Source organism: Bacillus cereus (genome assembly GCF_002567495.1).
Classification (GTDB): Bacteria; Bacillota; Bacilli; order Bacillales; family Bacillaceae_G; genus Bacillus_A; species Bacillus_A cereus_AQ.
In genome coordinates this window covers 35,343-42,125 of sequence record NZ_NVAP01000074.1, presented here as the reverse complement: position 1 = coordinate 42,125, position 6,783 = coordinate 35,343, and the positions used below count along the sequence as shown (strand labels likewise).

Here is a 6,783-nt window from a genome sequence, read left to right as displayed (position 1 = left end):
GTTTTCGGGGTTCACTTCAACTTCAGTATAAGGGGTTTTTATTTTTAATTAAGAAGTTACTGTTCCTTGAAGACTTTGAGACAATTGAACATCGACTTTTTCAGCATCATGAATATGATTCATAATAGTAGTATTTAATTTTTGGAACATTTGTTGTGTGTTAGCGAATTCTCGTAATATATCATCATTACAAGACTTTTGGTTTTCAATAGCCTTAATAACATTTGTCGCACCGTTTTGTAACGTTTGAATCATAATTAAAATATTTTCAATTCTAGCGTTTGTATCGGCGCTCATTTCTACACCTTCATCGACTAAGTGTAAATTATCTTTTGTGTTATCGTATGCTTTTTCAATTTCTTCTTGAATTTTTTTCGTTAAATTGCCGATATTTTTTGTGCTTTCTGCTGTACTTTCCGCTAGTTTTCTTACTTCATTGGCAACGACAGCGAACCCCTTACCGTGCTCTCCGGCACGTGCTGCTTCAATACTCGCATTTAAAGCAAGTAAATTTGTTTGTGCTGCAATGTTTTGAATTACCTCTACAATTTGCTCGATTTCTTTTGAGCGTTCGCTTAGATGATTCATACTATTAGACGTGCGCTGAGATTGTTCACCTAATTTGTTAATTACAATAAGCAAGCGGTGAACGGATTCTTTTCCTTCATTAGAACAGTCAATAATTTCTGCGATAGACTGAATTAAACTTTGCTCCTTTTGTAACATTTCATTATTTAATTCGTTGGAATGTGTCGTACGTGCTGAAACATTCTCAAAACATGAACTTAACTGTTGAACTAAATTTTGGAGTGTACTGTGTTGGTTATTTACAAGTTTATGCTCTTGGACAACGCTTTGTACACGATCGTGGATAGTAGAAATAGTCTCTTGTTTTTCAATATCTTTTTGTTTTAATTCTGCTTCTAATTCTTGTATACGCTCTTCTAATTGAGTAATTGTATGTTGGAGTGATTTCTTTTGAGTAAACATATATTTATTTCAACCGCCTTTGGAAGTTATATTTTCTCTATATTTGGATTTTAGCATCTTTTGTAATTTTTAAATATAGGAATTGTTAAATATTTAAGAATCTATTACATTTTATTCATAATTCCCTATTTTTTGTCACGAAAAATAAACTGTATTTAATCGTTTTGTAAACAAACTGTAAAATAAATCATGTATAACTGTATAAGAAGGGAGTCGGATTATGAACTATTTTAAGCGAATCAGTAGTCTAGTATTAGCAGGAATTATCGGTCTTTCTAGTACAGTCGCTGTAAAAGCAGAGTCAAACGACGAGAAACTTAACAACATGCAACAGCAATTGCAACAAAACGATGCAGAAATGCAAAAGAAAGAGCAAGAGAAGCAAGCTGTTAGTAAAGAAATTAAAGGTATCGAAAACGAACTACATAATTTAAATAATACAATTGCAAAAAATAAAGAGGATCAAGCTGCTATTCAACGTAAAATTGATGAAACACATAAGCAGATTGAACAAAAAAAGGAAGAAATTATCGTTTTGGAGGATAAAGTCCTTGCTCGTAAAGATATTATGAGAAAACGTATGGTTTCTGTTCAAAACAGTTCAAATACAAGTTTAGTAGTAGAAGTTGTAGTAGAGTCAAAAAACTTTGCAGACTTCTTACAACGTATGAACGCAGTTTCTACTATTCTAGAAGCTGATAAAGAAATTTTACGTCTACAAGAACAAGATCTTCGTCAAATTGAAGAAGATAAGAAAACAATTGACGAAAAAGAAGCATCTTTAGTAGTAGACAAACAAAAATTAGCGAAAGCACAAGCTGAACTGCAAGATAACTTGAAAAAACGTCAAGATAACTTACAAGCAGTTCAAGCTAAATATAATCAGGTTGCAAGTCAACTTAATTTAGCAGCGGAAGAGAAAGCTAAAATTGAGTCAAATATGAAGACAGTACAAGAAACGATTGCTCGTGAGCAAGAAGCAGCAAGAATCGCAGCGGAAGAGCGTGCAAAAGCAGAAGCGGCTGCAAAAGCAGAGCAAGAAGCTTTAGCGAAAGCACAAGCGGAAATTGCTGAAAAGCAAAAGCAAGAAAAAGTTAATAAACCAGCTGAACCAGTTGCTAATAATAATTCGAAGGTAGAACCTGCACAACCTGAACCACCTTCTAAGCCAACTGCTGGTGGGAAAGAAATTTATGTAGAAGCAACAGCTTATACAGCTGATCCAGGGGAAAATGGTTATGCGCCAGGTCAACAAGTATTTTCTGCATGGGGACCAGGTGGTAAAGGTTATAATCTAACTGCAAACCCAGGAATGAAATTAATTGCTGTAGATCCAAATGTTATTCCATTAGGTAAGACTGTAAATGTTGAAGGTTATGGAGTAGCAATTGCAGCCGATACTGGTGGAGCTATTAAGGGGCATAGAATTGATGTTTTAATGCCGGATAAAGGTTCATCAAGTAGCTGGGGCAGAAAAACAGTTAAAGTTACAATTTTAAACTAACACGTAATCCAACTTTACAATACGTAAAGTTGGATTTTTTTATAGTAGTAATGTTAAGTTGAGTTTACATTTTGTTAAGGATAGCATACAATGATGGTGAGAGGTGGTAAATTTGACCATTTTAAACAGAGTAAAAGAATTAAGAGCTCGTTTTAACTTTACACAAAGCGTATTAGCAGAAAAGGTTGGAGTAACGAGACAAACAATTGCAGCAATTGAAAAAAGGGATTACGTTCCTTCATTGTTACTAGCATTGACGATTTGTGATGTATTCCAGTTAAAGATGGAAGACGTGTTTGTTTTAAATAAGGAGGGGGAAGAGGATGAATAGAATTGGTTTTTCTTATATTATAAATGTACTCTATACTGCACTAGCATGCTGGACATTTGTTGAATTTTATAGTGTTATTACAGAGTTAGCAGATATATTTAAAAACGAGAAATTCCCGTTTGAAGTAGCGGTTAATGGAGTACCATTTATTTTATTATTTATTGGGGCTATTATAGTTACAATTTTTTATAGAATTCAAGAGAAAAAATATAAGAATTTATCTTTTTGGATGTATCCATTATTATTTCCACTAGAAGATGAACGTGAAAAAGCGATTACGGATAAAGCTTGTCGAACAACATTTGTATCGTTATGGTTTGTGTTACCTTGTGCAGTTGGATTTTTAACTTTTTCGCCTATTATTAATGAATATCTTCCTGGATACCCATTATATATTCTATTTTCGATTTTCTTTATTCAAATGACAGTATTTCACGTATCACTATACAGAAATAAATTAGCTTAAAAAGAAACCTTCTTGCACCGGCAAGAAGGTTTCTTTTCAGCTAATACTTGTACATATGGCGATATTATTTTATCATTTTATATAGAGTAAGATTTTGTAAGGGAAAGGAATTGTATATGAATAAGCAAAGAATTTATAGTATAGTAGCAATCCTTCTATTTGTTGTAGGTGGCGTGTTAATTGGAAAGCCATTTTATGATGGATATCAGGCTGAAAAGAAACAGACTGAAAATGTGCAGGCTGTTCAAAAGATGGATTATGAAAAGCATGAGACGGAATTTGTAGATGCTTCCAAAATTAATCAACCAGACTTGGCGGAAGTAGCGAATGCATCATTAGATAAGAAACAAGTAATTGGTCGTATTTCGATTCCAAGTGTTTCAGTAGAACTGCCTGTTTTGAAAGCTTCTACTGAAAAAAACTTATTATCAGGTGCAGCGACAGTAAAAGAGAATCAAGTTATGGGAAAAGGAAATTACGCACTAGCAGGACATAACATGTCTAAAAAAGGTGTTTTATTTAGTGATATAGCTTCTTTGAAAAAAGGCGATAAAATTTATTTGTATGACAATGAAAATGAATATGAGTATGCGGTTACTGGTGTATCTGAAGTAACTCCTGATAAGTGGGAAGTTGTGGAGGATCATGGGAAAGATGAGATAACGCTTATTACATGTGTATCTGTAAAGGATAATTCTAAGCGTTATGTTGTTGCTGGTGATTTAGTAGGAACGAAGGCGAAGAAGTAAAAAAAGAAGGTGAACTCTTTAAAGAGTTCACCTTCTTTTTTACTAATGTTGAGAAATAATAGAATATTTTGGTTGGTATTTAAGTATTCTTCTATTTATGTATAATAAAGTTAGAATTTTATATTTTGGGAGGAACAAGAGTGAGACAACAGGTGAAGAAACTTCTTTTAACAACGAGTATAGCGTTATTGGTAGCTCCAATTTCAGCTTATGCACATCCAGGGCGTACAGATGCCAATGGTGGACATACGTGTCATACAAATTGTGAGAAATGGGGATTACAGTACGGAGAATATCATTATCACAATAAACCAGCTTCTAGTAGTGGTGCAACGAGTCCAGCTCCTAGCCAAAATAATAGTAGTGCTATAGAAGCTGAAAGACAAGCAGAAGCACAGCGCAACGCTGAGGTTGAAAAACAACGTGCTGCAGAAGCACAGCGCAATGCTGAGGCTGAAAAACAACGTACTGCAGAAGCACAGCGTAAAGCTGAAGAAGAGAGACAACGTGTAGCCGAGGAACAAAGAAAAGCTGAAGAGGCACGTAAACAAGAGGAAGCGCAGCGCCAAGCTGATATGGAAAAAGGTCAACTTGAAGGTCAAAAGAATGGAGAAACTGATTTTAAAGCAGGAAAAAATGATGCAGAAGTGCATGTAGCTGGAAAATCTGATGCATATAAACAAGCGTTTAAAGCGACTTATGCAGCCGCATGGTCTTTAGAAGAGCAGAAGAAAACGCATTTTGAAAAAGGAAAAGAACAAGGTTTAGCGCAAGAGACGATGGACGATAGTCAAGTTGCTCCAGAGTTTAAGGTAAACTTTGCAGACGGGTTCAAAGTAGGGAATAAAGAAAGAGTAGAAAAAATTGAAAAAGAGCAAGCTGAATTAGGGGAAAAGACAGGGAAAGAACTAGCTGAAAAGAATCCTGGAAATAGAGAGAAAGAAGTATACGTGAAGGCATATGAAACAGCGTATGAAAAAGGCTATAAGTCTACAAAAAAGGCAGTAGAAAAGGCTGGCTATAAGTATGCATTTGAAAACTATGATTTAAAAATTCCTGCTAAGTATGAAAGAAATGAATTATTAAAGAAATGGTTTACTGAAGGATTTAAATCGAATAAAAAAGCAGCGGAAATTCGAGAAGAAGGGTATAAAAAGGGAGACAGCTGGTTCTCATTTTTCTATAAGAGTTTCGTACCAAGTGAATATAAAGAACATAAAGAGCTGTACGAACAAGCAATAGAAAAAGGTAAAACGGCATAAAAAAAGATGAGGAGAAATTCCTCATCTTTTTTAATCCATCCATTTCACTAATTTCTTAGAAATTAATAATAAAACACAACCTAATACAATTGCCACAGCGCCAATAACTGTGAATACTTCAGCGTATCCAAGTGAAGTTGTGAAGCTTGCAAGTTGTCCGCCTAAAATGTTGGCGATACCTGAACTTGCTAGCCATACACCCATTAGTAAAGATGCTAATTTTACCGGAGCAAGCGCACTAACCATTGATAGTCCGACAGGTGATAAGAATAGCTCACCTAACGTATGGAAAAGATACGTAAAGACGATAAATAGTAAGTTTGCTTTTTCTGTAATGTTATGTTCATCACTACCTGTTTTTAATGTAGCGATAACGAGAATGATATAACCGATACCGAGCAAGATCATCCCAAGTCCCATTTTAGTTGGGATTTTTAAATCACCCTGCTTGCGAGTTGCAAGTTTTGCCCATAATGCAGAAATGACTGGAGCAAGTAAAATAATAAATAATGGATTGACCGATTGGAACCAAGATGTTGGAACTTCCCATCCGAACACAGAGCGGTCTACAAATTTGTTTGTATATAATGTTAATGAGCTACCAGCTTGTTCAAAGCCAGCCCAGAAGAAGACAACGAAGCATGTTAAAATGACGATAACTGCGGTACGTTGTTTTTCTTTTTTTGTTAACGGTGTATCTCCTACTGATGGTTGTCCAGCAGCTGTTTGTAAATCGCGAGTTGGTTTTTTACCGATATTACCAAGGAAGCGATTTGAGAGTGTTGTAAATAAAATTTGTCCAATGATCATTCCGATTGAAGCGGCTAAGAAACCGTAACGGAATCCGTAATGTACAACGCCATCAACTGTTGTTTTGAATAAATTTTCTGATAAAAATCCGCAAACGAGTGGAGCTAAAAATGACCCGACGTTAATACCCATATAGAAAATGGTAAATGCACTATCACGTTTTGGATCGTTCTCTTCGTATAATTCTCCAACCAGTGTAGAGATGTTCGGTTTGAAGAATCCGTTACCGATAATAATAAGCGCTAATCCGAGGTATAGGCCTAATTGGTTTTGCAAGGCAAATAGCGTAAGGTTACCGATTGCCATTGTTATACCACCAATTGTGATCGCTTTTCGTCTACCTAGGAAACGGTCTGTTAAGTATCCACCAATCATTGGTGTGAAATAACAGGCTCCAGTGTAAAATCCGTAAATAGAGAGTGCCCATGCGGGACTAAACCCAAGACCACCGCTTACTAAAGCTGTCGTTAAATATAATGTTAATAATCCTCGTAATCCATAGTAACTAAATCTTTCCCACATTTCTGTAAAGAAGAGTAAGTATAAACCTGGAGGATGTTTCTTTTTTCTTTGTTGTTCTTTTTCTAGTTGTATCGCTGATTCCATGTTATTTTCCTCCTGACACAAACAAAAACAAAGTTAATAATTTTGTACATTTAATATTTTACCTT

General features: G+C 35.1%; 6 protein-coding genes and 1 pseudogene. 5 read left to right on the top strand and 2 right to left on the bottom strand.

Annotated elements, in window-relative coordinates; all coding sequences use genetic code 11:
• Positions 1 to 48: 48 nt before the first annotated feature.
• Positions 49 to 579: pseudogene (locus COK05_RS32265) on the bottom strand (methyl-accepting chemotaxis protein); the annotation flags it as partial.
• Between the two features lie 631 nt (positions 580 to 1,210).
• On the opposite strand from COK05_RS32265, the gene COK05_RS28685 reads away from it, so the two are divergent.
• The 5 genes from COK05_RS28685 to COK05_RS28665 all read left to right on the top strand — a co-directional run bounded on the left by COK05_RS28685 (position 1,211) and on the right by COK05_RS28665 (position 5,302).
• Positions 1,211 to 2,494 carry a 3D domain-containing protein gene (locus COK05_RS28685; RefSeq protein WP_098615231.1) on the top strand — a complete coding sequence of 428 codons (1,284 nt, stop codon included), beginning with the start codon at positions 1,211 to 1,213 and terminating at the stop codon, positions 2,492 to 2,494.
• 112 nt (positions 2,495 to 2,606) lie between these two features.
• The gene (locus COK05_RS28680; protein WP_141539292.1) at positions 2,607 to 2,825 is read left to right on the top strand and encodes a helix-turn-helix transcriptional regulator; all 219 of its coding nucleotides are present in this window, start codon (positions 2,607 to 2,609) and stop codon (positions 2,823 to 2,825) included.
• Positions 2,818 to 3,291, top strand: a complete 474-nt coding sequence (locus COK05_RS28675) for a DUF2178 domain-containing protein (RefSeq protein ID WP_098615229.1) — start codon at positions 2,818 to 2,820, stop codon at positions 3,289 to 3,291. Before COK05_RS28680 ends, COK05_RS28675 begins: the two co-directional genes overlap by 8 nt.
• Before the next feature lie 116 nt (positions 3,292 to 3,407).
• Positions 3,408 to 4,040, top strand: a complete 633-nt coding sequence (locus COK05_RS28670; RefSeq protein ID WP_001041724.1) for a class A sortase — start codon at positions 3,408 to 3,410, stop codon at positions 4,038 to 4,040.
• A gap of 140 nt (positions 4,041 to 4,180) precedes the next feature.
• Positions 4,181 to 5,302: a YHYH domain-containing protein gene (locus tag COK05_RS28665; protein ID WP_098615228.1), complete on the top strand. Its 1,122-nt coding sequence runs from the start codon at positions 4,181 to 4,183 to the stop codon at positions 5,300 to 5,302.
• Between the two features lie 30 nt (positions 5,303 to 5,332).
• Here COK05_RS28665 and COK05_RS28660 read toward each other — a convergent pair whose 3' ends face one another.
• Positions 5,333 to 6,718, bottom strand: coding sequence for a peptide MFS transporter (locus COK05_RS28660; RefSeq protein ID WP_098615227.1), 1,386 nt, complete (start codon positions 6,716 to 6,718; stop codon positions 5,333 to 5,335).
• Positions 6,719 to 6,783 lie beyond the last annotated feature (65 nt).